The organism is Pseudomonas sp. MWU13-3659 (genome assembly GCF_023757525.1).
Classification (GTDB): Bacteria; Pseudomonadota; Gammaproteobacteria; order Pseudomonadales; family Pseudomonadaceae; genus Aquipseudomonas; species Aquipseudomonas entomophila_E.
Map to the genome: position 1 here is coordinate 93,574 of NZ_JAMSHW010000001.1, position 25,760 is coordinate 119,333.

The window sequence follows — 25,760 nt, forward strand, 5'->3', positions numbered from 1 at the left end:
GGTGGGCGTATTCGGCCCACGAGGGAGCTACAACATGATCAAACGCAATCTGCTGGTAATGGGCCTCGCGGTACTGCTGAGCGCCTGCGGTTTCCAGCTGCGTGGCACTGGCACCACCGAACTGACCATCAAGGAACTGGACCTCAGCGCCCGTAACGCCTATGGCGACACGGTCAAGCAACTGCGCACCACGCTGCAGAACAGTGGCGTGAAGGTCTACAGTGGCGCGCCCTACAAGCTCGTGCTCACCAATGAGCAGGAAACCCAGCGTGCAGCGACTTACACCGGAGGCTCCCGCTCGGCGGAATACGAGCTGACCACCGTGCTGAATTATGCAATCGAAGGCCAGAACGACAGCGTTCTGCTGGAAGACAAACTGCAAGTGCAGAAGTACTACGTGTACGACGGCAACAACATCACCGGCTCCGGCCAGGAAGCCACCCAGGTTCGCAACGAAATTCGCCGTGACCTGGTGCAAGGCATGATGGTACGCCTGCAACAGCTGACGCCAGCTCGCCTCGACGACCTACAGCGCAAGGCCGACGAACGCGCCCAAGCCGAAGCTCGTGCCCTGCAGGAAGCGCAACGCATCCAGGACGAGACGCCCCAGCAATCGCCGCTGGAAGTCCCGGCCAACTGAGCCTGAACGGGGCACCTGAGGTGCCCCGCCTCTTTCTATGAAACTGTCCCCCGCCCAACTCAACAAGCACCTTCAAGGCCAGCTCGCGCCCGTGTACATCGTCAGCGGTGACGACCCGCTGCTGTGCCAGGAAGCCGCCGACGCGATCCGCGGCGCCGCGCGCCAGCAGGGCTTCGATGAACGCCAGGTGTTCAGCGCCGACGCCAACTTCGACTGGGGCAACCTGCTCCAGGCCGGCGCCAGCCTGTCGTTGTTCGCCCAGCGTCGTCTGCTGGAACTGCGCCTGCCCTCCGGCAAGCCGGGTGACAAAGGCGCCGCCGCGCTGATGGAGTACTGCGCCAGGCCTGCCGAAGACACGCTGCTGCTGATCAGCCTGCCCAAGCTCGACGGCAGTGCGCAGAAGACCAAGTGGGGCAAGGCGCTGATCGAGGGTGAACACTGCCAGTTCGTGCAGATCTGGCCAGTGGATGCCCAGCAACTACCACAGTGGATAAACCAACGCCTGTCGCAGGCCGGCCTGTCGGCCCAGCGTGATGCGGTCGACCTGATCGCCGCGCGGGTGGAAGGCAACCTGCTGGCCGCCGCCCAGGAAATCGAGAAGCTCAAGCTGCTCGCCGAAGGCAACCAGATCACCGTCGAAACCGTCCAGGCTGCCGTCGCCGACAGCGCCCGCTTCGATGTCTTCGGCCTGGTAGATGCCATTCTCAACGGTGAAGCGGCCCACGCCCTGCGCATGCTCGAAGGCCTGCGCGGCGAAGGTGTCGAGCCGCCGGTCATACTCTGGGCGCTGGCCCGTGAACTGCGCCTGCTGGCCGGGTTGGCCCTGCAATTCAGCCAAGGTGTGCCGTTGGACAAAGCCTTCAGCCAGGCCCGCCCCCCCGTGTGGGACAAACGTCGCCCACTGGTGAGCAAAGCCCTGCAACGCCTTTCGGCGCAGCGCTGGGCCATGCTGCTGCAGGATGCCCAGCGCATCGATGCGCAGATCAAGGGGCAGGCCGAAGGCTCGCCCTGGACCGGCCTGACTCGGTTGTCACTGCTGATGGCCGGGCAACGCCTGGCACTCCCGTCCGAGTAGGAGCGGCTTCAGCCGCGATCACCCGCAAAGCGGGTGCCAGATGCCGAGTCGCCTGCATCGCGGCTGAAGCCGCTCCTACAGAGACCGCGCCCGCCATACCCGTAGGAGCCGGCTTTGCCGACGAACAGCTTTCAAACCATAAACACAATCAATTGGCCCTCCTCTGGCCAACCGCCTAAAGTCCGCCACGAAATCCACCCCCGACCGGGAACCCACCATGAGCAAGAAACCCAAGAAGCACGGCCCCAACAAAGCCAAGTCGATCATCGCCCAACCGCTGTTCCGCTGCCGACAGGAACAACCAAACAAGGGCAAAGGCAGCTACCGCCGCGAAGCCTTCCAATCGAGAGATTGGGAGGCTTCTTGCTTTATGGCCGCCTGAAAGGGCATGAAAAGCGCAGGCATGGTATGGTCGGCACCTGACCTGCAATTCTGGATCTGTGCATGCCCTCTCGTCTCACTCTACGCTGGCAACCGCGCCAGCTGATCGCTGCCACCAGCTTCATCCTGCTCGTCGCCTGCGCGGAGAAACCCACCGCCGCGGACGCCCTGCCGCTGGCACCCGCCCAGCCCGCCCCGGTCGTCACCCTGCCCAGCGCCACCCCTGAAGTCAGCACCGAAATCCAGCCGTTGCAGACCTTCGCTCAATGGCAGGCAGGCTTCCGCCAGCAAGCCCTGCAAGCCGGTATCAGTCCCAGCCTGTTCGATCGCGCGTTCCTGGGCGTCACCCCGGACATGGACGTGATCAAGGCCGACCGCAGCCAACCCGAGTTCACCCGCCCGGTCTGGGAGTATCTCGACGGCGCCCTGTCGCCTCTGCGCGTGCGCAACGGCAAGAAGCTGCTGGAGCAGAACAGCGAACTGTTGAGCCGCATCGAACAGCGCTACGGCGTCGACCGCCAGGTGCTGGTCTCGGTCTGGGGCATGGAGAGCAACTTCGGCCAGTTCCAGGGCAGCAAGTCGGTGATCCGCTCACTGGCCACCCTCGCCTACGAAGGCCGTCGCCCGCAGTTCGCCCAGGACCAGCTGATCGCCGCCCTGCAGATCCTGCAGAACGGCGATATCCAGCCCGACGCCATGCGCGGCTCCTGGGCCGGCGCCATGGGCCAGACCCAGTTCATCCCGACCACCTACCTGACTCACGCTGTGGACTTCGACGGCGACGGTCGTCGCGACATCTGGAACAGCACCGCCGACGCCCTGGCCTCGACCGCTCACTATCTTCAAGCCTCCGGCTGGAAGCGTGGCCAGCCCTGGGGCTTCGAGGTGCAGGTGCCGGCAGGTTTCGACTTCTGGCTGGCTGATGGCAGCCAGCGCAAGAGTGTCAGCGAGTGGCTGCAACTGGGCGTGAAGCTGCCAGCAGGCACTCAACTGCCCGCAGGCAGCAGCCAGCTCTCCGCCGCGCTGCTGTTGCCGGCTGGAGCCCGCGGCCCGGCATTCCTGGTACTGGACAACTTCCGCGCCATCCTCAAGTACAACAACTCGTCTTCGTACGCGCTGGCGGTGAGCCTGCTGGGGGATCGCTTCTATGGCTGGGGCTTCATCGCCGGCAGTTGGCCGAAAGACGACCTGCCGCTGAGCCGCAGTGAGCGCATCGAGCTGCAGACGCTGCTCAATGCCAGCGGGCACGAGGCGGGCAATGCTGACGGGATCATCGGTGCCAATACCCGCAAGGCCATCCGCAATGCGCAGCAAGCACAGGGCTGGCCAGCGGACGGGTATCCGACGCACAAGTTGCTCGATAGCCTGCGTCGTTGAGACCGGTTCGCCGGCAAAGCCGGCTCCTACAGGTTTGCGCCGACCTCAAGACCTGCGCGGTATCTGTAGGGGCCGGCTTGCCGGCGATGGGCCGCAAAGCGGCCCCGTCCCTTTCAAGCCTTGAACAGGCTCTGCTCCAGCACCACCCTCTGCTGACCGGCATCCAGCCGCACCTTCGCCCCCAGCGGCAAACATACATTCGGATCGCAGTGCCCACTGCGCCACCCGGCCAGCACCGGCACCCCAAGCGGCCCGAAGATATCCAGCAGCAACGGCGTCAACGCCGTGACCGTGATTCCGGCGAAATCCCCCACCAGCACACCTCGCACGCCCTCCAGCTTGCCAGCAAGGCGCAACTGGGTCAGCAGGCGATCCACCCGGTAAAGCGGCTCGTTGACGTCCTCGATGAACAGCATGCCGTCTCGGATATCAATTTCCGCCAGCGTGCCCATCGTGGCCCCCAGCATCGACAGGTTGCCCCCCACCAGGCGCCCGGAGGCCACGCCAGGCACCACCGTGGTGAGCGGGAAGGCTGCCGGATGGGTAATCACATCGCCCGCCCCCAGGCGCCCGCAAAGCTGCTCAAGCAGCGAATCGACGGTAGGCTCGAGCTTCCCACCCAACAAGTCAGCATTGAGCATCGCCCCGTGGAAGGTAACCAGGCCTGAATACCGGTTGATGGCCGTATGCAAGGCGGTGATATCGCTATAGCCGATCAGCGGCTTGGGATGGCGGCGAATCAGTTCGAAATCGAGGGCACCAAGCAGGCGCATGCTGCCATAGCCGCCCCGCATGCAGAGAATGGCGTCGATCTCGGGGTCGCGAAAGGCATCGTGCAGGTCCTGGAGACGCTGCTGGTCGCTGCCCGCCAGGTAACCTTCTGCCTGGCTCACCCCAGGGTAGAGGCGGCAACGGTAGCCCCGCCGCTCGAACCACTGGCGGGCCTTGTCGGCATCCACCCTGGCCGGCCCCGCTGGCGCGACGATGGCGAAGCAGGCATTGTCGGGCAGCGCCTGGGGCAACAGGGTTTCAACGGTCTCCACACAATTCATCACGCCACTCCTTGCAGCTTGTCGCTTGAAACTTGCAGCTAAAAAAAAACCGATGCCGCCTCACGGCGTGCATCGGCATGGTCGCTCAAGCTCGCGTCAGAGCTTGATCTTGGCTTCGTGAGCCTGCTGGTCGGCGTGGTACGACGAGCGTACCAGCGGGCCGGAGGCGACGTTCTTGAAGCCCATCTTGTAGCCTTCCTCGGCGAACCAGGCGAAGGTGTCCGGGTGCACGAAGCGCTGCACCGGCAGGTGGTTGCGCGACGGTTGCAGGTACTGGCCCAGGGTCAGCATATCGATGTCGTGCTCACGCATGCGGTGCATGACCTCGATGACTTCCTCGTCGGTCTCGCCCAGGCCCAGCATCAGGCCGGACTTGGTCGGTACGTGCGGCACCATCTGCTTGAACTTCTGCAGCAGGTCCAGCGACCAGTCGTAGTCCGAACCCGGACGCGCGGCCTTGTACAGGCGTGGCACGGTCTCGAGGTTGTGGTTGAACACGTCCGGTGGGGTCTGCGCGGTGATCTCCAGCGCCACGTCCATGCGCCCGCGGTAGTCGGGCACCAGGGTTTCCAGTTGCACGCCCGGCGACAGCGCACGGATTTCGCGGATGCAGTCGGCGAAGTGCTGGGCACCGCCGTCACGCAGGTCGTCGCGGTCCACCGAAGTGATCACCACGTACTTCAGGCGCAGGTCGGCGATAGCGATGGCCAGGTTCTTCGGTTCGTCCAGGTCCAGCGGCTTCGGACGGCCGTGGCCAACGTCGCAGAACGGGCAGCGACGGGTGCAGATGTCGCCCATGATCATGAAGGTCGCGGTACCGCCGGAGAAGCACTCGCCCAGGTTCGGGCAGGAGGCCTCCTCGCAGACGCTGTGCAGCTTGTGCTTGCGCAGCAGTTGCTTGATACGGTCGACTTCCGGCGAAACCGGGATGCGCACGCGAATCCAGTCAGGCTTTTTCGGGAGTTCTTCGGTGGGGATGATCTTCACCGGGATACGCGCCACCTTCTCGGCGCCACGGAGTTTCACGCCGGCCTCGACTTTCTTCGGGGCGGGGCGTGGGGTGACGTCTTGCGTCGGGATCAGGTTCGGCACGGCTTCTTGCACAGTTGTCATAATCAGTCGATTCCGCCCGTCAGGGTCGTCTGCTCAGCATAGTCGAGGTGCCTGACCAGCTGTCCGCGCAGCCTTGTCCTGACCTCGTCGAGTTCGATCGGGCCTGCCAGGTCGCGCAGCTGGGTCATGGCCAGCCCCGCATACCCGCAGGGGTTGATTCGGCGGAATGGCGCAAGGTCCATGTCCACGTTCAGGGCAAGGCCGTGGAAGGAACGGCCATTGCGGATTCGAAGGCCAAGGGACGCGATCTTCGCGCCATCGACATAGACGCCAGGGGCATCGGGCTTGGCCACGGCCTGCACGCCATAGCTGGCAAGCAGGTCGATCAGGGTCTGCTCGATGCGGCTGACCAGTTCGCGCACGCCAATGCTCAGGCGGCGCACGTCCAACAACAGGTAAGCCACCAGCTGGCCAGGGCCATGATAAGTGACCTGGCCGCCGCGGTCGGTCTGCACCACCGGGATCTCGCCCGGGATCAGCAGGTGCTCGGCCTTGCCGGCCTGCCCCTGGGTGAAGACCGCAGGGTGCTCCACCAGCCAGATTTCGTCCTGGCTGTCGGGGCCACGTTGCTCGGTAAAACGACGCATGGCCTCCAGCACCGGTTCATAGGGCTGCAGGCCAAGATCGCGAACACCGAGAACGCCGGGCATCACAGCACCATTTTCACGATGCCGGTGGCACGCAGGGCACTGTTGATGTCGTGCAGCTGGTTCTCGCTCTCGGCAACGATATGCAGTTGCACCGTGGTGTACTTGCCTTCCTTGCTCTGGCGCTCGGCCAGGGTCGACAGGTCGACCTTGGCGTGCTTGCTGAGGATCTCGATCACGGTATCGCGGAAACCGACGACGGTGTCGCCGATCACCTTGATCGGGTAATCCTCGCAGGGGAATTCGATTTTGTGCGACTTGACGTCAGGTTCGCTCATGGCGGAAACGGCCTCGTAAGCCGTGGCAGCAACAACGCCCCCGCCTGGTTCACGGGGGCATGCAGGTCACGTGTCAGTTGAACAACCCGTAGAAGAACAGACGGATGCTATCCCACATACGGCGCAAGAATCCGCCTTCCTCTACGCCATCGAGGGCAATGAGGTCGGCACTGTGAACCACTTTCTCGTCCAGTTTGACTTCCACTTTGCCGATCACGTCACCTTTATTGATCGGTGCGGTGAGCTGCGGGTTCATGGTCATCGAAGCCTGGAGGCGTTTCAATTGGCCTTTAGGCATGGTCATGGTCAGGTCGTTGGCCAGGCCGGCTTTCACCTGGTTGGTGGCGCCTTTCCATACCGGTGCCTGGGTCAGCTCGGTGCCCTTCTGGTAGAAGGTCTGGGTTTCGAAGAAGCGGAAACCGTAGGTCAGCAGCTTTTGCGTCTCGGCGGCGCGGGACTGTTCGCTGTTGGTACCGAACACCACGGCGATCAGGCGCTGGCCGTCGCGAACGGCCGAAGCGACCATGCAGTAGCCAGCTTCGTCGGTGTGGCCGGTCTTCAGGCCGTCGACGGTCTTGTCGCGCCACAGCAGCAGGTTGCGGTTGGGCTGCTTGATGTTGTTCCAGTAGAACTCTTTCTGCGAGTAGATGGCGTAGTGTGCGGGGTCTTCGTTGATGATCGCGCGTGCCAGCAGGGCCATGTCGTGGGCCGAAGAGTAGTGCTCCGGGTTCGGCAGGCCGGTCGGGTTCATGAAGTGGCTGTTGGCCATCCCCAGGTCGCCGGCGGTCTTGTTCATCATGTCGGCGAAGGCGTCTTCGCTGCCGGCGATGTGCTCGGACAGGGCCACAGAGGCATCGTTACCCGACTGGATGATGATGCCGTGCAGCAGGTCACTGACGGTGACTTGGCTACCGACCTTGATGAACATGCGCGAACCACCGGTGCGCCAGGCGTTCTCGCTGACGGTGACCGGGTCGTTCTCGCCGATCTGGCCACGACGGATGTCCAGGGTGGCGATGTAGGCGGTCATCAGCTTGGTCAGGCTGGCGGGTGGCAGGCGCTCGTCACCGTTGTTCTCGACCAGCACGTTGCCGCTGGACGCGTCCATGAGTACGTAGGACTTGGCGGCCAGTTGCGGAGGTGCCGGCATCATCTGCTCCGCCGCGAAGGCAGCAGGCGTGATCAGCAGCAGAACGGGCAGGCAGAGTCGTTTGGCAAGGTTGGTGATGTTCATCCGTCTCTCGTAAATCGCTAATGGTCTGATGTTTCGTGGGCAGGTTCGGTTGCCCAGCGCCCCGTCAGTCTAGTTTTATGGCCTGTGGCCTGGCCCGACCGTGCGACGTAATGCCGCTGCGGGCAAAAACGGGCATTGTACATGCCATTGCCCGGCAATTCATGAACAAACCGACAGTGAGAGCTGCAAGCTGCAAGCAAGCGTGCGCCGGATGCCTTCGCTTTTTCTTGTAGCTTGCAGCTTGAGGCTTGCAGCTACCGTCAGTCAGTCACGACCTTCGCCTGTCCCAGGTTCGCCAGGCGAATGCTGTCCTGCGCCTGCTGGATCTCGCCTTGGCTGTTGATCGGCCCCAGGCGCACCCGGTGAAGCGTCTGCTGGTTGCGCACGATGGAGCTGATGAACACCGGCGCGCTGACCATGGTGCTCAGCTTCGAGCGCAGCAGCTCGGCGGCGTCCGGGTTGGCGAACGCGCCCACCTGCAGGAAGCTGCCACCGTTGCCGTTCGGTACGTTGTTACCCCCCACCTGCACCGGCACCACGGGCGCCGCGTGCTGCTGCGGCGGCGGGGTCCATTGCTCGATCCGCCCGGTGCTGGCCGGAATCGGCTGGGCCTGGGCCACCTGTGGCTCCTTGAGCATCAGCGGTGGCTGCTGGCCACGCTGGGCCCACCATTGCTGTGGATCGATCCCCTCGACGCGCACGTGCGCGGTGCCGATCTCGGCATAGCCGAGTTTCTTCGCGGCGGCATAGGACAAATCGATGATGCGATCAGAGTAGAACGGGCCACGGTCGTTGACCCGCAGGATCACGCTGCGGCCGTTGGCCAGGTTGGTCACCCGCACATAGGCTGGCAGCGGCAGGGTCTTGTGCGCCGCGCTCATGCCGTAGAGGTCATAGAGCTCGCCATTGGCGGTGTTCTGGCCGTGGAACTTGGTGCCGTACCACGAGGCAGTGCCCTCGGCGCGGTAGCTGCGCGAGTCCTGCATCGGGTAGTAAGTCTTGCCCATCACCGTGTACGGGTTGGCTTTGTAGTTGCCGGTGTGCACGGTCGGGGTGGCGTCGGGGATCTTGTTGACGTCGACATCCCACCAGGGCGCGCCATCCTTGTGGGCGCGGTTGATGTCCAGGCCCGGCTGCGCGCGGACGGTGTTGCCACCGCCTTGCGGTGTGGGGCGGCTGGAAGAGCAACTGGCCAACACCAGGCCCACGGCGAGGCAGGTCAACAGCTTGGCGGTGTTCACTGTAAAGAATTCGCGCATTACTTGACGCCCCGTGCCAGAACCAGCTGTTGCGAAAGCTGATGCACCGCCATGGCGTACATCACGCTGCGGTTGTAGCGAGTGATCGCATAGAAGTTCTTCAGGCCCATCCAGTACTCGGGGCCGTTTTCGCCCTCCAGGCGGAAGGCAGTGACCGGCAGATCATCGCGCAACGCATCATGGCTCGACCAGCCCAGCGCTCGCAACTCCCCGACCGTCTTCACCGGCTCGATTCCAGTGGTCAGGCCCTCGTCGACGCGCTCGCCACGCACCTGGGCAGGGCTGACAACCGGCTCGCCGGCCACCCAGCCATGGCGCTTGAAGTAGCTGGCGACGCTGCCGATGGCATCGTCCGGGTTGTTCCAGATATTGATATGGCCGTCACCGTCGAAGTCCACCGCATAGTTGCGGAAGCTGCTGGGCATGAACTGCGGCAGGCCCATGGCACCGGCGTAGGAGCCCTTGAGCGTCAATGGGTCGAGCTGCTCCTCGCGGGCCAGCAGGAGGAACTCGCGCAGCTCCTTGCGGAAGAATTCGGCACGCGGCGGGTAGTCGAAACCGAGCGTGGACAGGGCATCGATGACGCGATAGTTACCGGTATTGCGACCGAAGAAGGTCTCCACGCCGATGATCGAGACGATATATTGCGCCGGCACGCCATATTCCTGCTCGGCGCGGGCCAGGGCAGCCTCGTGCTGGCGCCAGAAGTCCACGCCGCGGGCAATGCGCGCATCGGTGAGGAACATCGGGCGGTATTCTTTCCAGGGTTTGACCCGCTCGGCCGGCCGCGAGATCGCGTCGAGGATCGCCTGCTTGCGCTGCACCTCGCGGAACACGCCCATCAGTTGCTCGCCGGCAAAGCCGTAGTCGCGGGTCATCTCGCCGACGAACTCGGCCACCTGGGGCGAGTTGTCGTAATCGCCGGCAACGGCCTGCTGGACAGCGCCGAACAGGCCCACCGCGCCGATCCACGGCACACAACGGGCAGCCCAGTTACGCACTGCTTGCATTGAATTCTTCACCTTTTTCAAACTTGCGCGATCCATTTGCGGTGCGTGTGGATCGACATCAGAACGCCAAACGCTGACAGCAGCGTCACCAACGAAGTTCCGCCATAGCTGATGAAGGGCAGCGGCACGCCCACCACGGGCAGAAGGCCGCTGACCATACCGATATTGACGAACACATAAACAAAGAAGGTCATGGTCAGGCTGCCCGCGAGCAGCTTGCCGAACAGGGTCTGCGCCTGGGCGGTGATCATCAGCCCACGGCCGATCAGCAGCAGGTAGACGATCAGCAGCAGGCAGATGCCGACCAGGCCGAACTCCTCACCCAGCACGGCGATGATGAAGTCGGTGTGGCTCTCGGGCAGGAAGTCCAGGTGCGATTGTGTGCCCAGCAGCCAGCCCTTGCCGAACACTCCGCCCGAGCCGATCGCCGCCTTGGACTGGATGATGTTCCAGCCGGTGCCCAGCGGGTCGCTTTCCGGGTCGAGGAAGGTCAGTACACGTTGCTTTTGGTAGTCGTGCATGACGAAGAACCACATGGCCACCGCCACCGGCACCGCTGCGGCGATCACACTGATGATCCAGCGCCAGCGCAGGCCGCCCATGAACAGCACGAAGGCGCCGGAGGCGAGGATCAGCAGCGCCGTGCCCAGGTCGGGCTGGCGCACGATGAGGATGAACGGCACGCCGATCATCACCAGGCTGATCGCCACATGCTTCAAATGCGGCGGTAGAGTGCGCTTGGACAAGTACCAGGCGATGGTCGCCGGCATGATGATCTTCATGAACTCCGAAGGCTGGAAACGGATCACCCCGGGGATGTTGATCCAGCGCGTGGCGCCCATGGCGTTGTGGCCCATCACGTCCACCACCACCAGCAGGAACACCCCGGCCAGGTAGGCCAGGGGCACCCAGCGCGCCATGAAGCGCGGCTCGAGCTGGGCGATGACGAACATCGACACCAGGCCGATGCCGAACGAGCTGGCCTGTTTCATCAGCAGGTCCCAGTTCTTGCCGCTGGCCGAATAGAGCACGAACAGGCTGCCGGCGGCCAGCGTCAGCAGGATGAGCAGCAAGGGGCCGTCGACATGGATGCGCTGCAGGAAGCTGGCGCGCCTGCGCATCACGTCCTCGCTGGAGAGCATGCGATCGAAATTGTTCTTCACGGGGCCGGTTCCTGGGCGACTGTGGCGGGGCCGAACTCGGGCTTGAGGCGGCCGTTCTCGTCGAGCAGCCAGGCGTCCATGACCTGACGCACCACGGGGGCGGCGACGCCGGAGCCGGACTCGCCGTTCTCGACCATCACCGAGACCACGATCTTCGGGTCCTCGGCGGGGGCGAAGGCAACGAACAGCGCGTGGTCGCGGTGCCGTTCCTGGAGTTTGTTGCGGTCGTACTTCTCGCCCTGCTTGATCGCCACGACCTGGGCCGTGCCGCTCTTGCCGGCGATGCGGTAGATCGAGCCGAGGGCGGCCTTGCGCGCGGTGCCGCGGGCACCGTGCATCACCTGCTCCATGCCGTGGGTGACCTTGGCCCAGTCGGACTTGTCACGCAGGACGATGTTCTCCATGGGGTTCTCGTCCACCGGCGGCTGGCCTTCGATGGTCTTGGCCAGGTGCGGGCGGTTCCACACGCCCTTGTTGGCGATCAGCGCGGTGGCCTGGGCCAATTGCAGCGGCGTTGTCTGCATGTAGCCCTGGCCGATGCCGAGGATCAAGGTTTCACCTGGGAACCAGGCCTGGCGACGGGTCGCGCGCTTCCACTCGCGCGAGGGCATCAGGCCGGGAGATTCTTCGAACATGTCCAGCGATACCTTCTGCCCGATGCCGAACTTGTTCATGTAGCTGGACAACCGATCGATGCCCATCTTGTGCGCAAGATCGTAGAAGTACGTGTCGTTTGAACGCATGATCGCCACATCGAGATCCACCCAGCCATCGCCGGTGCGGTTCCAGTTGCGGTACTTGTGATCGTAGTTGGGCAGTTGGTAATAGCCCGGGTCGAACACCCGGCTGCCCGCCGTGACCACGCCACTGTCGAGGCCGGCGATGGCCACCGCCGGCTTGATGGTCGAACCCGGTGGATACAGACCACGCAGCACACGGTTGAACAGCGGCCGGTCGATCGAGTCGCGCAGCTCGGCATAAGCCTTGAAGCTGATGCCGGTGACGAACAGGTTGGGGTCGAAGCTCGGCTGGCTGACCATCGCCAGCACCTCGCCAGTGCGTGGGTCGAGGGCGACGATAGCGCCACGGCGCCCGCCCAGGGCCTGCTCGGCGGCTTCCTGCAGCTTGATGTCGAGGCTCAGGACGATATCCTTGCCCGGTTTGGGATCAGTACGCTTGAGCACCCGCAACACCCGGCCACGGGCGTTGGTCTCGACTTCCTCGTAGCCCACCTGGCCGTGCAGCTCGGCTTCGTAGAAGCGCTCGATGCCGGTCTTGCCGATATGGTGAGTACCGCTGTAGTTGACCGGGTCGAGAGTCTTGAGCTCTTTCTCGTTGATCCGCCCCACATAGCCCACGGAATGAGCAAAGTGCGCCCCCTGCGGGTAGTGGCGCACCAGTTGCGCGGCCACTTCCACGCCGGGCAGGCGGAACTGGTTCACGGCGATGCGGGCGATCTGTTCTTCGTTGAGCTCGAACAGGATGGGTACCGGCTCGAAGGGCCGGCGCCCCTGCTTCATGCGTTTCTCGAACAGGGCGCGATCGTCTGGCGTGAGTTCCAGCACTTCGACGATCACATCCAGCACATCCTGCCACTTGCCGGGGTTGCCGGCGCGCTCACGGGTCATGACCAGGCTGAAGCTGGGGCGGTTGTCGGCGACCACCACCCCGTTGCGGTCGAAGATCAACCCACGGGTTGGCGGAATCGGCTGCACATGCACCCGGTTGTTCTCCGACAGCGTCGAGTGGTAGTCGTACTGGATGACCTGTAGAAAGTACAGCCGCGCGATCAGCACGCAGACGAGCGCCACCACCGCCACGGCGCCCACGACGACGCGGTTGCGCACCAGGCGGGCGTCTTTCTCGTGGTCCTTGAGGCGGATCTGCTGCGGCATCGGGCGGGCTTACAGGTTCATTTGTGGTAGGGATGCCCGGACAACACGGTCCAGGCGCGGTAGATCTGCTCGCCGATGAGTATCCTTACCAACGGGTGCGGCAGCGTCAGTGGCGACAGCGACCAGCGCTGCTCGCTGCGCGCACAGACTTCCGGCGCCAGCCCTTCCGGGCCACCCACCATCAGGTTGACCGTGCGCGCATCCAGGCGCCAGCGGTCGAGCTCACCGGCAAGCTGCTCGGTACTCCAGGGCTTGCCATGGACCTCCAGGGTGACGATGCGTTCCCCGGGCTGCACCTTGCTCAGCATCGCCTCGCCCTCCTGACGGATCAGGCGGGCGACATCGGCGTTCTTGCCGCGGGTGTTCAGCGGGATTTCCACCAGCTCCAGCGCAAGCTCGGAGGGCAGGCGCTTGGCATACTCATGCCAGCCTTCCTCGACCCATTTCGGCATGCGCGAGCCGACCGCGATCAGACGCAGACGCACGGCGCGACCTTATTCCCGATCCTTGAGCTTGTCGGAATAGTCGTGGGTGTTTTCCGGGCTGTGGTGCTTGCCATCGGCGGCACGGCTCTGCTCGGCACCCAGCCACAGGCGCTCCAGGTCGTAGAACTGGCGGGCGGCGGCGGTCATCATGTGCACGATGACGTCGTTCAGGTCGAGCAGCACCCAGTCGCTGTCGCCCTTGCCTTCTTCGCCCAGTGGCTGCGCGCCCTTGGCCTTGACCGCTTCGCGGACCTTTTCCAGCATCGCGTTGATCTGGCGGTTGGAGGTACCGGTGGCGATGATCATGTAGTCGGTCAGGCTGTGCTTATCACGCACGTCGATGACCTGGATGTCCTGGGCCTTGACGTCTTCCAGTGCGGCCTTGGTCAGTTCGACCAGTTCTTCGCCACTGATGCCATTGATTTTCTGCTTGGTCATATAAAACTCGTTCAACTCATTGAATGAGGCGCTCGCTGGCGCCGTCAGTTGGACGCACGATACAGGTCGTGCGCCTCGATATAGGCCAGTACTGCGTCCGGCACCAGGAACCGCGCCGACTTGCCGCTGGCCAGCAGCTGTCGGATTTGCGTGGCGGACACCGCGAGCGGGGTCTGCCAGACGAACGAAATGTGCCCCGCCGGGCCGGACATGGCGGTGGGATCGCTCTCCGAGCGCGCCGCCAGCAGGTTGCGCAACTCGTCAGGGGGTTCGACATCGGCATCCGGGCGCTGCAGCACCAGGATGTGACAGTGTTGCAACAGTTCTTCCCAACGGTGCCAGCTGGGCAGGCCACAGAAGGCATCCCAGCCCAGCACCAGGAACAACTGGTCATGCGTGTTCAGTTCAGCACGAATCGATTCGAGAGTGTCGATGGTGTACGACGGCTTGTCGCGGGCCAGTTCACGATCATCGACACTCAGGCAACCGACCCCGGCCACTGCGTCGCGCACCATGGCCAGGCGGTCATGAGGTGACACCTGTGGCGTGTCGCGGTGCGGTGGGCGGGCGTTGGGTAGCAGGCGCAGCTCGTCGAGGCACATGAACTCGGCCACTTCCAGCGCGCTGCGCAGGTGGCCGATATGCACCGGGTCGAACGTACCGCCGAGAATGCCGACGCGCCGGACTGCCAAAGCACTGCTCAACTCAGCACGGCTCCTGGCCGCGCAGTTGGCCATCGCCGATCACCACGTACTTCTCGCAGGTCAGGCCTTCCAGGCCGACCGGGCCGCGGGCGTGCAGCTTGTCGGTGGAAATGCCGATCTCCGCGCCCAGGCCATACTCGAAGCCGTCGGCGAAGCAGGTCGGGGTGTTGAGCATGACCGACGCCGAGTCGACCTCGGCCATGAAGCGCCGGGCCTGGCCCTGGTGTTCGGTGATGATCGAGTCGGTGTGGTGCGAACCGTAGTGGTTGATGTGCTCGATGGCCTGCTCCAGGTCGTCGACCACGCGAATCGACAAGATCGCGTCGAGGTATTCGGTGTGCCAGTCGTCTTCACTGGCCGGTTTGCTGTCGATGATCGCTCGGGTGCGCTCGCAACCGCGCAGCTCGACGCCCTTCTCCTGGAAGCGGCGGGCCATTTCCGGCAGGAAGCGCTCGGCCACGCGCTGGTCGACCAGCAGCGTTTCCAGGGCGCCGCAGATGCCGTAGCGGTAGGTCTTGGCGTTGAAGGCGACACGCCAGGCCTTGTCCAGGTCGGCGTGTTCATCGACGAAGATGTGGCAGATGCCGTCCAGGTGCTTGATCACCGGCACCCGGGCATCACGGCTGATGCGTTCGATCAGGCCACGGCCACCACGCGGGACGATGACGTCGACGAACGCCGGCATGCTGATCAGCGCGCCGACCGCTTCACGGTCGGTGGTTTCGACCACCTGCACCACCGCTGGCGGCAAGCCGGCCTCGGCCAGGCCACGCTGGATGCAGGTGGCGATGGCGCGATTGGAGTGAATGGCTTCGGAGCCGCCGCGCAGGATGGTGGCGTTGCCCGACTTGAGGCACAGGCTGGCGGCGTCGATGGTCACGTTGGGGCGCGACTCGTAGATGATCCCGATCACCCCCAGCGGCACGCGCATCTTGCCGACCTGGATGCCCGACGGGCGGTAGCTCATGTCGCGGATGGCGCCGACCGGGTCTGGCAGGCTGGCCACCTGGCGCAGGCCGGTGATCATGCCGTCGATGCGCGCGGGAGTGAGCGCCAGGCGGTCGAGCAACGCGGGTTCCAGGCCATTCTTGCGGCCATTGGCGAGATCCTGTTCATTGGCTGCGGTGAGCTCGGCGCGGGCCGCGTCGAGGGCATCGGCTGCGGCCTGCAGGGCGCGGTTCTTCTGCGCGGTGCTGGCACGGCCGATCACCCGCGAGGCCTCACGGGCGGCGCGACCCAGGCGGGTCATGTAGTCAAGAACGGACTCAGTCATGGGCTCGGTGTCTTGGCAAAGGGGAAATCGGCTGATTATAACTGGAGCGCTCGGGTACGCCCAGCGGCGGGTGGCGGATGGTAGAAAATGGTTGGAGGGAACGGGTAGGAAAGATGTAACCGCTCTTATCGAAAAAGCCCGTATCCGCTTCGGTCTTTTCGCGGGCAAACCCGCTCCCACAGGGTTCGGCATGCCTCTGTGGGAGCGGGTTTACCTGCGCAAAGGCCACACATCGATTCAGCCTCGGTTAAGTCATTCATTGCTATCATCTGCGCCTTCACAGCCACGAACCGCCCCTATGCCCGCCCCAGCCCCCTGCCCGGCCCGCGCGCTGCCCGACAATTTCTTCGACCGCGACGCCCAGACCCTCGCCCGCGAGCTGCTGGGCAAGGTCATCCGTCACCGCCACGGCGACCTCTGGCTGGCCGCGCGGATCATCGAGACCGAGGCTTACTACCTGACCGACAGGGGCAGCCACGCCTCTTTGGGCTACACCGAGAAGCGCAAGGCGCTGTTCCTCGATGGCGGCCACATCTACATGTATTACGCCCGGGGCGGCGACTCGCTGAACTTCAGCGCCCAGGGCCCGGGCAACGCCGTACTGATCAAGTCCGCCTACCCCTGGACCGACGCCCTTTCCGACGAAAACAGCCTGGCGCAGATGCAGCTCAACAACCCCGATGCCAGCGGCAACCTGCGCCCGCCCGAACGCCTGTGCAATGGCCAGACCCTGCTGTGCCGCGCGATGGGCCTGAAAGTGCCGCACTGGGACGCACAACGGTTCGACCCCGAACGCCTTTACGTCGAAGACTGCGGCATCACCGTGAAGCGGGTGATCCAGGCACCGCGCCTGGGCATCCCGCACGGTCGCGACGAACACCTGCCCTACCGCTTCGTCGACGCCGAGTATGCCCGTTACTGCACTCGCAACCCGTTGCGCCGCGGCCAGCACGAAGGCCGCGACTTCTTCATCCTCGAACAAGGAAACTGACCCATGGGCCAATGGCTCGACAGCCTGACCGCCTGGCTTGGCGCCAACCCGCAGTGGCTTGGCCTGGCGATATTCGTGATCGCCTGCGTGGAATGCCTGGCCATCGCCGGCATCATCGTGCCTGGCACCGTACTGCTGTTCGCCGTCGCCGTGCTCGCCGGCAGCGGCGCCTTCACCCTCGGGGAAACCCTGCTGCTGGGCTTCCTCGGCGGCCTGCTCGGTGACGCGATCTCCTACGGCGTGGGCAAGTACTTCCACCAGAACATCCGCCGCCTGCCGTTGCTGCGCAGCCACCCGGAGTGGATCGGCAGCGCCGAGGCGTACTTCCAGCGCTACGGCATCGCCAGCCTGCTGGTCGGGCGCTTCATCGGCCCGTTGCGGCCGATGCTGCCGATGGTGGCCGGCATGTTCGACATGCCGCTGCCGCGCTTCATCGCCGTCAGCCTGGTGGCTGGGGCCGGCTGGTCGGTCGCCTACCTGCTGCCGGGCTGGGCCACCGGTGCGGCGATGCGCCTGCCGTTGCCGGAGGGCTTCTGGCTGGATGCAGGCATCGTTTTCGGCAGCCTCGCGGTGCTGATCGGCCTGAGCCTGAACAGCAGCCTTCGCGACCAACGCTACGGGACACGACTGATCGCCGCACTGAGCGGCCTGGCAGTAGCGGCGCTGTTCATCGGCTGGCGCTACCTCAGCGAATTCGACCAGGGCCTGATGACCCTGGTGCAGGAGCATCGCAGCCAGGCCATCGATGGCGCCGTGGTGATGATCACCCGGTTGGGTGACTTCCGTACCCAGTTCTTCCTGGGCGGCCTGCTGACCGGCCCGCTGTTGCTGGCCCGGCAATGGCGCCATGCCCTGTTCGCCGGGGCGACGCTGATCGGTACCGCACTGGCCAATGGCTCGTTGAAATGGCTGTTTGCCCGCGCACGCCCGGAAGTGCTGGCCGACCCGTTGACCAGCTACAGCATGCCCAGCGGGCACAGCTCGGCGTCGTTCGCGTTCTTCCTGGTGCTGGCAGTACTGGCCGGGCGTGGACAGCCACCGCGCATGCGCCTGACCTGGGTGTTGCTGGGCTGCCTGCCGGCGCTGGCCATCGCTCTGTCGCGGGTGTACCTGGGGGCGCACTGGCCGACGGATATCCTGGCCGGGGCACTGCTGGCGTGCTGCGTGTGCGCGGCGAGCCTGACGCTGGTGCAGCATCGCCAGCCGCTCACGGCGTTGTCGCAACGGGTATGGTGGCTGGTGCTGCCGGCCTGTGTCGCGTTGCTGGCGTTCTTCATGCTGCATGCCCTGCCCAAGGCACTGCTGCGTTATCAGTATTGAAAAGCTTCGCCGGCACGCCGGCTCCTACAGAAAAGCGGCCAGCGCCAAACCCGTAGGAGCCGGCTTGCCGGCGAACAGAACGTCAGGCGAACAACTCACCCTGGATCCGCTCAAGCAGCGCCTGGATCGCCTCCAGCCGCCGCTGCGGCGAGTCGATCGCCAACAGGTCCAGCTTGTCCTCCTCCACGAACGGCAGCAGGTACGCCAGCTGGTTGCCCAGCGACTGGCGCCCATCGACATCCCGGGGCATGTCCAGCGCCTCCACCATCGGGTGCTCGCCCAGGGCCAGCAGCAACGCCAGCAGGTCATCGTCCTGCTCCACCAACGGGCTGTCCGCCTGGTCAGGCAACCACTGCACCTCGGCGAGCATGAGCTGGTCCTTCTGCACTTCTGTCTGCTCGACAGTGAACCGCCGGACACCTTCGACGCGGATACCCAGCAAGCCATTGTCCTGCTGCACGAAATCGCGGATCAGCGCCTCGCAACCAATCGAGGCCACCACCGGCGGGGCCTTGCCCACCTGTTCGCCTTCGAGGATGCACACCACGCCAAAGCCCGCGCCCTGTTTCATGCAGCGGCCGATCATGTCCAGGTAGCGCGCCTCGAAAATCTGCAGGTCGAGCAGGCAACCGGGGAACAACACGGTATTGAGGGGAAAAAGCGGTAGCGTCATGTATTTTCCTCAAGCCACCAGGCTGACCGCCAACGGCAGGAACACTGCCGTGGCCACGCCCATCAGGCTCATCGCCAGCGCGGCGAAGGCGCCGCATTCATCACTTTCCTGCAAGGCCACCGAGGTGCCGACCGCATGGGCGGTCACCCCCAGCGCCATGCCCCGCGCCTCGGGGCTGAGCACACCACAGCGCGTCAGCAGCGCCGGGCCGAAGATCGCCCCGATCACCCCGGTAATCAACACGAACACCGCCGCCAGGGCCGCCACGCCGCCAATCTGCTCGGCCACCAGCATGGCGATGGGCGACGTCACCGACTTCGGCGCCATGGTCATCAGGATCATGTGCTCGGCGCCGAACCACCGCCCCAGCGCCAGGCACGCCATGGTGGCGAACAGCCCCCCGACTACCAGCGTAGTAAATGTCGGCCAGAACAGTTGGCGGATGCGCCGCAGGTTGAGGTAAAGCGGTACCGCCAGGGCCACGGTGGCCGGGCCGAGGAGAATGTTCATGATCTCGGTGCTCTTGCGGTATTCGCTGTAGTCGATACCGCACAGCAACAGTACGCCGATCACCACCAGCATCGACACCAGCACCGGCTGCAGGAAGATCCAGCGAGTCTTTTCATAGGCCGCCAGCACCAACTGGTAGGCGGCCAGCGTGATGCCGATACCAAACAGCGGGTGGTGGATGACCGCATCGAGTGCGCCGTGCCAGTCGAGGGTCATGGCTGCTCCTCGCGCTTGCCCTGGCGATGGATGAGTTTCTGCATCAGCACGCCGACGAACACCAGGGTCAGCAGGCAGGAGATCAGCAGCGCGCCGACGATGGCCCAAAAGTCCGCGGCGATATCCTTGGCGTAGACCATCACCCCCACCGCCGGCGGCACCAACAGCAACGGCAGGTAGCGCAACAGGCTGCTGGCGGCGTCGTTGAGCGGCTTGCCCACCTCGCCACGGATCATCAGGAAGGCCAACAACAGCAGCAGGCCGATGATCGGCCCGGGCAGGATCGCCAGGAACAGGTGATTGATCGCCGTCCCCAGCAACTGGAACAGCACCAGCCAGGTCAAACCACGCAACAGCATAAGGACCTCCCGAGAGCATGGCGGCCATTATAAGCACGCTAAGCAAGTGTCTATAAGGCGATATTCGGCGAAAAGCGGGCAACTTGACTGAAACGGTTCGTCGTGCTGATCTTGCACACTCGTACCAAATGACAATCTGGAGAGTCGCGATGCCCTATGTACCCGTTACAGAGCTTTCGCAGTACGTTGGAAAGGAACTGGGACGTTCCGCCTGGCTGAAGATCGATCAGCAACGCATCAACCTGTTCGCCGAGGCTACCGGCGATTTCCAGTTCATCCATGTGGACCCGGCGAAAGCGGCCAAGACCCCCTTCGGCACCACCATCGCCCATGGTTTCCTCACCCTGTCGCTGATCCCCAAGCTGATGGAAGACATCCTGGTGCTGCCCGAAGGGCTGAAGATGGTGGTCAACTACGGGCTCGACAGCGTGCGCTTCATCCAGCCGGTGAAGGTCGACAGCAATGTGCGATTGAAGGTCGAGCTGGTTGACGCCACCGAGAAAAAGCCGGGGCAGTGGCTGCTCAAGGCAACCGTCACCCTCGAGATCGAGGGTGAGGAGAAACCGGCCTATATCGCCGAACCGCTGTCGCTCTGCTTCGTCTGAGATTCCTGACACAACTTGTTGGGAATCCCCCAGCCCTGTGGGAGCCACTGCCTCGCGCTGACTGCAATGGCCCATTCGCCGGCAAGGCCGGCTCCTACAGGCAAGGTGCTGATACCGGCCACATCCCCTTCGCATTCTGCGGCATACTCGGCGCATCGTTCGTCCGGACTCCACCATGCGCCCACTGCTCCCCCTCACTTTGATCCTGCTGCTCACCGCCTGCGGCGAAGGCGAACCGTTGTCGCCACCGGACGCACGCCTGCCCGATGGCGGTCGCTACCGTGGCCAGGTGGTCAATGGCCTGCTACAGGGTGAAGGGCGCATCGACTACCCCAACGGCAGCTGGTACGCCGGCACGTTCAAGGACGGGCAGTGGCACGGCCAGGGCGAATGGCACGGCAGCAACGGCGAGGTGTACCGCGGCCAGTTCAGCGAAGGCCTGTTCCAGGGCCTGGGCGACCTCACTACCCCTGGCAGCCACTATGCCGGCACCTTCAAGCATGGCCGACGCGATGGCGAGGGCGCGCTCAAGCAGCACGACCAGACCTACCGTGGCCAGTTCAAGGACGACCAGTACGAAGGTGCCGGCCAGCTCGAACTGGCCGACGGCAGCCGCTACCAAGGCCTGTTCGCCAAGGGCAAGCCCAATGGCGCGGGTGTTCGTAGCGACGCCAGCGGCAACCAGTTCAGCGGCCACTTCATCGACGGCCAGCTACAGGGCGCCGGCACCTACGACAGCGCCGACGGCGAGCAGTACATCGGTGAGTTCAAGGACAATCACCTGGAGGGGCGCGGCCGCTACGAGAACGCCGATGGCGACGTGTGGATCGGCGACTTCAAGGACGGCGTGCTGGTCGGCGAAGGCGAGCTGCTGGGCAGCGATGGCAGCCGCTACAAGGGCGGCTTCCGCGACTGGCGCTTCAACGGCATGGGCACCCTGCAACTGGCTGATGGCAGCCAGTATGCCGGCGGCTTTGCCGATGACGCCTACCAGGGCCACGGCCAGTTGACCCGCGCCGACGGCAAGGTCGAGGGCGGCACATGGGTCAATGGTGTGCGTGTGCGCGACGAAAAGGGCAAGCTGCTCCCCGACCCCCTCGACCTTGCCCTGCTCAACCAGGGCAAGCTACTGGACGATGCGCTGGCCAAGGTTCCACGCTCGGCCACGCCGCTGCAGCTATACAGCCTGGTGGTGGCCGGGGACGGCCAGCAGAGCGTGTTCCTGCGCGAGGCCGACTACGTCAGCAACATGCTCAAGGTGCGCTTCGGCGCCCAGGGCCAGGTCACCCTGGTCAACCACCGCGACCACCTGGCCGACCGTCCCATGGCCACCCGCGAGAACCTCACCCGCGCCGCCCGCACCCTGGCCGAACGCAGCGGCCCGGAAGACCTGGTGTTCATCTACCTGACCAGCCACGGCAGCCACGATCACCAGTTGGTGCTGGACCAGCCGCGCCTGCAACTGGCCGACCTGAGCGCCGACGAACTGGCAAGCGCCCTGGCGCCGCTCAAGCAGCGCGACAAGGTGATTGTCATCTCGGCCTGCTATTCCGGGGGCTACATCGCCCCGCTCAAGGACGACCGGACCCTGATCATGACCGCCGCGCGCCCCGACCGGGTGTCCTTCGGTTGCTCGGAAGAGGCCGACTTCACCTACTTCGGCGATGCCCTGTTCGCCCAGGCACTGAACCAGACCGACGACCTGAAACAGGCGTTTGAACTGGCGCGCAAGACCGTTGCCGAAAGAGAACGACGGGACGGTTTCGAAGCCTCCGAGCCGCAGCTGTGGGCCCCGCCAGCGGTGATCTCGCGCTGGCAGCGCCTGCGCCGGCAACAGGCCGAGCAAGCCTTGGGCAACGACGCCCGCCCCGCGGCGGGTGAACGGGCAAAAACACCGGGCACCCACTAAGCTTTGTAGTAACAAGGGAGAGACATCATGTACTTGACGCCTCAGCATGTCCTGCTTGCCGGTGCCACGGGTCTGACGGGTGAACACCTGCTCGACCGCCTGCTCAACGAACCCACCATCAGCCGTGTGCTGGCGCCCACCCGGCGGCCGCTGGCCGAGCACCCGCACCTGGAAAACCCGGTGGGTGACCCGGCCGTGTTTCTCCCGCAACTGGCTGGCCGCGTCGATATCGCCTTCTGCTGCCTGGGTACCACGCTCAAGCAGGCTGGCTCCGAATCCGCCTTCCGCGCCGTCGACCTGGACATGGTCGTGGCCTTCAGCAAACGCGCCCGGGAGATGGGCGCGCGCCACCTGCTGGTGATCAGCGCCCTGGGCGCCGACCCGAAATCCTCGGTGTTCTACAACCGGGTCAAGGGTGAAATGGAAGAGGCGCTCAAGCAACAGGACTGGCCGCAGCTGACCATCGTACGACCGTCGCTGCTGCTGGGTGAGCGCACCCAGCCACGGCTCGGCGAACGCCTGGCCGCACCGTTCTCGCGACTGGTGCCGGGCAAGTACCGGGGCATCGAAGTCTGTGTCCTGGCCCGAGCGCTGTGGCGCCTGGCATTGGAAGAAGAGGACGGCATACGCGTCGTCGAGTCCGACGAATTGCGCAAGTTGGGCAAGCGCTGATCGTTTGACCGGACGCAACCTCTGTAGGAGCGGCTTCAGCCGCGATGCCGGCAACGCGGTGACCGCCATCCGCTTCGCGGATGATCGCGGCTGAAGCCGCTCCTACAGAGCATTGAGCAGCTTCACTCGCTGACCTGGAACTCCACCCGCGCCGTTTCGCCACTCTCATCCAGCGCACTCAGCTCGGTGCGACCGACTTGCTCGAAACGCACCAGCAGGCTGTCCTGCCCACGGGTCTCACCCAACGGCTGGCCATTGAGGAACCACCAGCGCTGCCCGCCCCCGCCCAACGCCGACACTCGCAATTGCAGCGCCTCGTCGCTGGTGGCCGGCCTGCGCAAGTTGTCACCCGGGCGCACGCCGACGATCGACAGGGGCGGCGCGCTTGCCCCCACCTGCGGTGGGCAAGCCGAATCCTCGGCGGGCAGCCGTGCAGCCCGTCGTTCGGCCCGTGGCAGCCAAGGCTCCAGGGGCGCAGGCCACAAGGCGACTTCGCGGGCCATGGCGCCTGGGCAACCGCTGTCCACGCGCAAACCCTGCTCATTGACCCAGACGGACTCACGCAACCCAAGCCCCAACGGCTGGTCGGCCGCCTGCAAGGTCGGCGGCGTGGTGCCGTCGAGGGTCCAGGCAAAGCGTTGGCGGCGGCAGTTGGGGTCCTGGCGGTTCATCGGCTGGCCCAACGGCCAGCAGATCGCCGCAACCCCTACCGAACCCGGCACCGGCTCCACCGGCACGTTGATGCCACGCTGGGCATCGCGGTTGCTCAGCAGGTCATGCACCTGGAGCATCAACGGCGCCGCCGAGGCCAGGCCGAACTGCCCCGGTACCGGGGTGCCGTCGGGGCGGCCGATCCATACACCGATCAGGTAGCGTGGGCCGACGCCGACTGACCAGGCATCGCGAAAGCCATAGCTGGTGCCGGTCTTCCACGCCAACTGCGGGCGCTGTACCAACTCGGCATGCGGGTCGCGGTCCGGGCGGGCCAGGCCGCTGAGAATGCGCCGAGTGATCCAGGCCGAACCCGGCGACAACAGCCGACGCTCGAGCAGCGGGTCCTGGGGTTGCAAGCGGATCTGCGCGCTACGCCCCTCGCGGGCGAACGCCGCGTAACCGCCGACAAGGTCCTCCAGGCGACTGCCTGCGCCACCGAGAATCAACGACAGGTTCGGCTCGGCCAGCGGCGGCAGAGTCAACGGCACGCCGCCCATGCGCATCTGCGCGGCGAAACGCTTCGGGCCATAGGCCTCGAGCAACTGCACCGCTGGCAGGTTGAGCGACAGCGCCAACGCGGAGCTGGCCGACACCGGGCCACTGAAGCCCATGGAGAAATTACCCGGGCGATAGTCCCCGTAACGCCGCGGTACATCCTGCAGCAGCGACTCGGAATGAATCAGGCCCTCGTCCATGGCCATGGCATAGAGGAAGGGTTTGAGCGTCGAGCCGGGCGAACGCAGGGCGTGGATCATGTCGACATGGCCGAATCGACGCTCATCGGCCAGGTCGATCGACCCCAGATAGGCGCGCACCGCCATGCTTTGCGTCTCCACCACCAGCAGCGCCGCCGAGGTGCGTTCAGGTAGTCGTGCGCGCCAGCCCAGCAGCAGGTCTTCCAGACGCCGCTGCAGGGCGGCGTCGATCGTGGTGCGGATCAGTGGCGGGCTGTTCGGACTGTTCAGGCGCCGTGCCAGCAAAGGCGCCAGCGCCGGCTCCTGGCGAGGAGCGAGCAGCAATGGCTCCTCGCGTGCTTCGTCGATGCGCTGGGCCGGCCACACCTGGTACTCGGCCAGGCGCTGCAGGACCTTGTCACGGGCGCGCTGGGCGCGCTCGGGGTGGCGGTCGGGGCGCAAGCGGCTGGGGGCCTGGGGCAATACGGCGAGTAACGCCGCCTCGGCGGGCGTCAGGTGTTTCGGCGACTTGCCCAGGTACGCCCAGCTGGCCGCCGCCACCCCTTGGAGGGTGCCGCCGAAGGGCGCGCGGTTCAGGTAGAGCTGCAGGATCTCCGGTTTCGACAGATGCCACTCCAGCTGCGCCGTGCGCCACAGCTGGCGCAGCTTGCCCGCAAGGGTGCGGTCGTGCGGATCGAGCAGGCGCGCCACCTGCATCGACAGGGTGCTGCCCCCCGATACCACTCGCCCGCCCCGCAGGTTGAGCCAGGCCGCCCGGGCCAGGGCCATGGGGTTGACCCCAGGGTGCTGATAGAACCAGCGGTCCTCGTAGGCCAGCAACGCCTCGAGGTACAGCGGCGACACCTCGTCCGGGCTGACCGGGTAACGCCATACGCCATCGGCGTCGGCGAAGCGCCACAACGGCGTGCCGTCCTCGGCCAGCACCACCCGCGCCAGATCGTCGCCCGGCATCGGCAATGGCCAGATTCGATCGGCCAGCCATAGCAAGGCAAAGGTCGACAGGATCGCCACGCAGGCACGACGCAGCACCCTCACAAGGCGCGGGCGCGCTAAGCTTGGCATCGGGAACCGA

General features: G+C 65.0%; 26 protein-coding genes. 9 read left to right on the forward strand and 17 right to left on the reverse strand.

What is annotated here, in order from left to right:
- The first annotated feature begins 34 nt into the window (after positions 1 to 34).
- The 4 genes from NGM28_RS00440 (at position 35) to NGM28_RS00455 (ending at position 3,473) form a co-directional block, all read left to right on the forward strand.
- Positions 35 to 640, forward strand: a complete 606-nt coding sequence (locus NGM28_RS00440; protein ID WP_240064862.1) for an LPS-assembly lipoprotein LptE — start codon at positions 35 to 37, stop codon at positions 638 to 640.
- 37 nt (positions 641 to 677) lie between these two features.
- On the forward strand, positions 678 to 1,715 hold the full coding sequence (gene holA, locus NGM28_RS00445; RefSeq protein WP_240064863.1) for a DNA polymerase III subunit delta: 1,038 nt from the start codon (positions 678 to 680) through the stop codon (positions 1,713 to 1,715).
- Positions 1,716 to 1,932: 217 nt separating this feature from the next.
- Complete coding sequence (gene arfA, locus NGM28_RS00450; RefSeq protein WP_011535834.1) at positions 1,933 to 2,097, forward strand: alternative ribosome rescue factor ArfA; 165 nt, start codon at positions 1,933 to 1,935, stop codon at positions 2,095 to 2,097.
- 62 nt (positions 2,098 to 2,159) lie between these two features.
- Complete coding sequence (locus NGM28_RS00455) at positions 2,160 to 3,473, forward strand: lytic murein transglycosylase (protein WP_240064864.1); 1,314 nt, start codon at positions 2,160 to 2,162, stop codon at positions 3,471 to 3,473.
- A gap of 113 nt (positions 3,474 to 3,586) precedes the next feature.
- Here the strand turns inward: NGM28_RS00455 and NGM28_RS00460 are convergent, their stop codons facing one another.
- The 13 genes from NGM28_RS00460 to NGM28_RS00520 form a co-directional block, all read right to left on the reverse strand.
- The gene (locus NGM28_RS00460) at positions 3,587 to 4,525 is read right to left on the reverse strand and encodes a S66 peptidase family protein (RefSeq protein ID WP_252088382.1); all 939 of its coding nucleotides are present in this window, start codon (positions 4,523 to 4,525) and stop codon (positions 3,587 to 3,589) included.
- Between the two features lie 96 nt (positions 4,526 to 4,621).
- Positions 4,622 to 5,638: a lipoyl synthase gene (gene lipA, locus NGM28_RS00465; protein WP_011535837.1), complete on the reverse strand. Its 1,017-nt coding sequence runs from the start codon at positions 5,636 to 5,638 to the stop codon at positions 4,622 to 4,624.
- Between the two features lie 2 nt (positions 5,639 to 5,640).
- Positions 5,641 to 6,288 carry a lipoyl(octanoyl) transferase LipB gene (gene lipB / locus NGM28_RS00470; protein ID WP_240064866.1) on the reverse strand — a complete coding sequence of 216 codons (648 nt, stop codon included), beginning with the start codon at positions 6,286 to 6,288 and terminating at the stop codon, positions 5,641 to 5,643.
- Positions 6,288 to 6,563, reverse strand: coding sequence for a DUF493 domain-containing protein (locus NGM28_RS00475; protein ID WP_213658440.1), 276 nt, complete (start codon positions 6,561 to 6,563; stop codon positions 6,288 to 6,290). The genes lipB and NGM28_RS00475 overlap by 1 nt, the downstream gene beginning before the upstream one ends.
- Positions 6,564 to 6,636: 73 nt before the next feature.
- A complete protein-coding gene (locus NGM28_RS00480) occupies positions 6,637 to 7,797 on the reverse strand; it encodes a D-alanyl-D-alanine carboxypeptidase family protein (protein WP_213658441.1) in 1,161 nt (386 codons plus the stop codon).
- A 260-nt stretch (positions 7,798 to 8,057) separates the two neighbouring features.
- On the reverse strand, positions 8,058 to 9,056 hold the full coding sequence (locus NGM28_RS00485; protein WP_252088383.1) for a septal ring lytic transglycosylase RlpA family protein: 999 nt from the start codon (positions 9,054 to 9,056) through the stop codon (positions 8,058 to 8,060).
- The gene (gene mltB, locus NGM28_RS00490) at positions 9,056 to 10,066 is read right to left on the reverse strand and encodes a lytic murein transglycosylase B (RefSeq protein ID WP_240064868.1); all 1,011 of its coding nucleotides are present in this window, start codon (positions 10,064 to 10,066) and stop codon (positions 9,056 to 9,058) included. The genes NGM28_RS00485 and mltB overlap by 1 nt, the downstream gene beginning before the upstream one ends.
- Before the next feature lie 17 nt (positions 10,067 to 10,083).
- Positions 10,084 to 11,187 (reverse strand): rod shape-determining protein RodA, encoded by a 1,104-nt coding sequence (rodA, locus tag NGM28_RS00495; RefSeq protein ID WP_011535843.1) that lies wholly within the window; start codon positions 11,185 to 11,187, stop codon positions 10,084 to 10,086.
- 38 nt (positions 11,188 to 11,225) lie between these two features.
- The gene (gene mrdA / locus NGM28_RS00500; protein ID WP_240064869.1) at positions 11,226 to 13,124 is read right to left on the reverse strand and encodes a penicillin-binding protein 2; all 1,899 of its coding nucleotides are present in this window, start codon (positions 13,122 to 13,124) and stop codon (positions 11,226 to 11,228) included.
- A 17-nt stretch (positions 13,125 to 13,141) separates the two neighbouring features.
- Positions 13,142 to 13,609: a 23S rRNA (pseudouridine(1915)-N(3))-methyltransferase RlmH gene (gene rlmH, locus NGM28_RS00505; protein WP_011535845.1), complete on the reverse strand. Its 468-nt coding sequence runs from the start codon at positions 13,607 to 13,609 to the stop codon at positions 13,142 to 13,144.
- A 9-nt stretch (positions 13,610 to 13,618) separates the two neighbouring features.
- Entirely contained in the window at positions 13,619 to 14,047 is a 429-nt protein-coding gene (rsfS, locus tag NGM28_RS00510) for a ribosome silencing factor (protein WP_011535846.1), read from the reverse strand.
- 44 nt (positions 14,048 to 14,091) lie between these two features.
- The gene (gene nadD / locus NGM28_RS00515) at positions 14,092 to 14,784 is read right to left on the reverse strand and encodes a nicotinate-nucleotide adenylyltransferase (RefSeq protein ID WP_252088384.1); all 693 of its coding nucleotides are present in this window, start codon (positions 14,782 to 14,784) and stop codon (positions 14,092 to 14,094) included.
- Positions 14,753 to 16,024 carry a glutamate-5-semialdehyde dehydrogenase gene (locus tag NGM28_RS00520; protein ID WP_252088385.1) on the reverse strand — a complete coding sequence of 424 codons (1,272 nt, stop codon included), beginning with the start codon at positions 16,022 to 16,024 and terminating at the stop codon, positions 14,753 to 14,755. Before NGM28_RS00520 ends, nadD begins: the two co-directional genes overlap by 32 nt.
- A gap of 298 nt (positions 16,025 to 16,322) precedes the next feature.
- Here NGM28_RS00520 and NGM28_RS00525 point away from each other — a divergent pair, with 298 nt between their 5' ends.
- Both NGM28_RS00525 and NGM28_RS00530 read left to right on the forward strand, forming a co-directional pair.
- The gene (locus NGM28_RS00525; RefSeq protein ID WP_252088386.1) at positions 16,323 to 17,015 is read left to right on the forward strand and encodes a DNA-3-methyladenine glycosylase; all 693 of its coding nucleotides are present in this window, start codon (positions 16,323 to 16,325) and stop codon (positions 17,013 to 17,015) included.
- 3 nt (positions 17,016 to 17,018) lie between these two features.
- Complete coding sequence (locus NGM28_RS00530) at positions 17,019 to 18,335, forward strand: bifunctional DedA family/phosphatase PAP2 family protein (RefSeq protein WP_252088387.1); 1,317 nt, start codon at positions 17,019 to 17,021, stop codon at positions 18,333 to 18,335.
- Positions 18,336 to 18,417: 82 nt separating this feature from the next.
- On the opposite strand, the gene NGM28_RS00535 is transcribed toward NGM28_RS00530, so the two are convergent.
- Genes NGM28_RS00535 through NGM28_RS00545 form a run of 3 tightly spaced genes read right to left on the reverse strand, consistent with a single transcriptional unit; the run spans position 18,418 to position 20,093 of the window.
- A complete protein-coding gene (locus NGM28_RS00535) occupies positions 18,418 to 19,008 on the reverse strand; it encodes an LON peptidase substrate-binding domain-containing protein (protein WP_240064875.1) in 591 nt (196 codons plus the stop codon).
- A 9-nt stretch (positions 19,009 to 19,017) separates the two neighbouring features.
- Positions 19,018 to 19,734 carry an LrgB family protein gene (locus tag NGM28_RS00540; protein WP_252088388.1) on the reverse strand — a complete coding sequence of 239 codons (717 nt, stop codon included), beginning with the start codon at positions 19,732 to 19,734 and terminating at the stop codon, positions 19,018 to 19,020.
- Complete coding sequence (locus NGM28_RS00545) at positions 19,731 to 20,093, reverse strand: CidA/LrgA family protein (protein WP_240064877.1); 363 nt, start codon at positions 20,091 to 20,093, stop codon at positions 19,731 to 19,733. Before NGM28_RS00545 ends, NGM28_RS00540 begins: the two co-directional genes overlap by 4 nt.
- Positions 20,094 to 20,242: 149 nt before the next feature.
- Between NGM28_RS00545 and NGM28_RS00550 the strand changes: the two genes are divergently transcribed.
- The 3 genes from NGM28_RS00550 (at position 20,243) to NGM28_RS00560 (ending at position 23,279) form a co-directional block, all read left to right on the forward strand.
- Positions 20,243 to 20,698: a MaoC family dehydratase gene (locus NGM28_RS00550; RefSeq protein WP_240064878.1), complete on the forward strand. Its 456-nt coding sequence runs from the start codon at positions 20,243 to 20,245 to the stop codon at positions 20,696 to 20,698.
- Positions 20,699 to 20,873: 175 nt separating this feature from the next.
- A complete protein-coding gene (locus NGM28_RS00555) occupies positions 20,874 to 22,607 on the forward strand; it encodes a C13 family peptidase (protein ID WP_240064879.1) in 1,734 nt (577 codons plus the stop codon).
- A gap of 27 nt (positions 22,608 to 22,634) precedes the next feature.
- Positions 22,635 to 23,279, forward strand: coding sequence for an oxidoreductase (locus tag NGM28_RS00560; protein ID WP_240064880.1), 645 nt, complete (start codon positions 22,635 to 22,637; stop codon positions 23,277 to 23,279).
- A 122-nt stretch (positions 23,280 to 23,401) separates the two neighbouring features.
- Here NGM28_RS00560 and pbpC read toward each other — a convergent pair whose 3' ends face one another.
- Positions 23,402 to 25,750, reverse strand: coding sequence for a peptidoglycan glycosyltransferase PbpC (pbpC, locus tag NGM28_RS00565; protein ID WP_240064881.1), 2,349 nt, complete (start codon positions 25,748 to 25,750; stop codon positions 23,402 to 23,404).
- Positions 25,751 to 25,760 lie beyond the last annotated feature (10 nt).